Source organism: Lysinibacillus sp. GW247-5R2A, from assembly GCF_059424475.1.
On sequence record NZ_JBWKZL010000031.1, the window covers coordinates 1 to 2,180 of the forward strand.

Annotated in this window: 1 pseudogene; it reads left to right on the forward strand. The window is 49.3% G+C overall.

The annotated features are described in order from the left end of the window. Nucleotides 1-1,982 (forward strand): annotated as a pseudogene (locus AC07YC_RS22760) (collagen-like protein); the annotation flags it as partial. Nucleotides 1,983-2,180 lie beyond the last annotated feature (198 nt).

A 2,180-nucleotide genomic window follows, 5' to 3' on the forward strand; every position in this document is an offset into this window, starting at 1 on the left:
CTGGTGCTACTGGCGCTACTGGTGTTACCGGAACTACTGGTGCTACTGGCGCTACTGGTGTTACCGGAACTACTGGTGCTACTGGAACTACAGGTTCTACTGGCGCTACTGGTGCTACTGGTGCTACTGGTACTACTGGTGCTACCGGAACTACTGGTGTTACTGGAACCACAGGTTCTACTGGTGCTACTGGTACTACTGGTGATATTGGACCTACTGGTGCTACAGGGGCTATCGGGGCTACCGGCTCTACTGGCGTTACCGGAGCTACTGGTGTTACTGGAACCACAGGTTCTACTGGTGCTACTGGTGCTACCGGCTCTACTGGCGTTACCGGAGCTACTGGTGTTACTGGAACTACTGGTGCTACTGGCGCTACTGGCGCTACTGGTGTTACCGGAACTACTGGTGCTACTGGCGCTACTGGTGTTACCGGAACTACTGGTGCTACTGGAACTACAGGTTCTACTGGCGCTACTGGTGCTACTGGTACTACTGGTGATATTGGACCTACTGGCGCTACTGGTGTTACTGGAACCACAGGTGCTACTGGGGCTATCGGTGCTACCGGAGCTACTGGTGTTACTGGAACTACTGGTGCTACTGGTGCTACTGGCGCTACTGGTGTTACCGGAACTACTGGTGCTACTGGTACTACTGGTGATATTGGACCTACTGGCGTTACTGGTGCTACAGGGGCTATGGGTGCTACTGGTGTTACTGGAACCACAGGTTCTACTGGGGCTATCGGTGCTACCGGCGCTACTGGCGTTACCGGAGCTACTGGTGTTACTGGAACCACAGGTTCTACTGGTGCTACTGGCGCTACTGGTGTTACTGGAACTACAGGTTCTACTGGTGCTACTGGCGCTACTGGTGTTACCGGAACTACTGGTGCTACTGGCGCTACTGGTGTTACCGGAACTACTGGTACTACTGGTGATATTGGACCTACTGGTGCTACAGGGGCTACTGGCGTTACCGGAGCTACTGGTGTTACTGGAACCACAGGTTCTACTGGTTCTACTGGGGCTATCGGTGCTACCGGCTCTACTGGCGTTACCGGAGCTACTGGTGTTACCGGAACTACAGGTTCTACTGGCGCTACTGGTGTAACCGGAACTACTGGTGCTACTGGTACTACTGGTGATATTGGACCTACTGGCGTTACTGGTGCTACAGGGGCTATCGGGGCTACTGGAACCACAGGTTCTACTGGTGCTACTGGCGTTACCGGAGCTACTGGTGTTACTGGAACCACAGGTTCTTCTGGTGCTACTGGTGATATTGGACCTACTGGCGCTACTGGCACTACTGGTGTAACTGGAACTACTGGGGCTACTGGCATTACAGGAGCTACAGGTACAACTGGCGCTACCGGAACTACGGGTGTCACTGGAACTACCGGTTCTACTGGCACTACTGGGGCTACTGGCACTACTGGGGCTACTGGCGCTACTGGCACTACTGGCGCTACCGGCGCAACGGGTGCTACTGGACCAGCGTTTACTGAAGGATTCTCTGCCTTTAAAAACACGTTGGCTGTTAGTGGATCTACTTCAATCACTAACTGGAGTGTCGCGTCACCATACTTTACAACACCTGCATTCAATCCAACAACTGGCATATTCACTGTACCAACTACAGGTAGATATTCCTTTGAAGCAACTATTAACTACTCCACTACTGCGGCCATTAGTGTTACATTAGGAGGGGGAATTAACCCATCATTTGCAATTAGACGAAATGCTACAACAAATTTAATTAGTGGCTTATTCCCTGTACTAAACGTCAATGTGGCACTTGTATTAACTTTACGAGCAGTTCTTGGAAATGGCACAATCACTTTGGCAGGAGAAGTGAATTTAAATGCTGGAGATACGATTGATTTGTTCTATGAAGCCAATGGATTGACTATCTCTCTGACACTAGGTGGAGCTAACTCTGGTGGTATCGTTTGGTCATGTCATCGAATTTCTTAGAACTAGGTTATCTAGAAAATTTGAATGTATAGATGTAGAAATAGCAAACTATGAAATAGTTAGTTTGCTATTTCTTTTTGTCTTTTGAACTTACGTCAATAAAAAAATGAGGCTGGGACAAAACTAGCTGATATTCAAGATAAAAGGGAAATCGATGCTGTTCGATTTCCCTTTTTGCTTATTTGACTAAGATTTTCC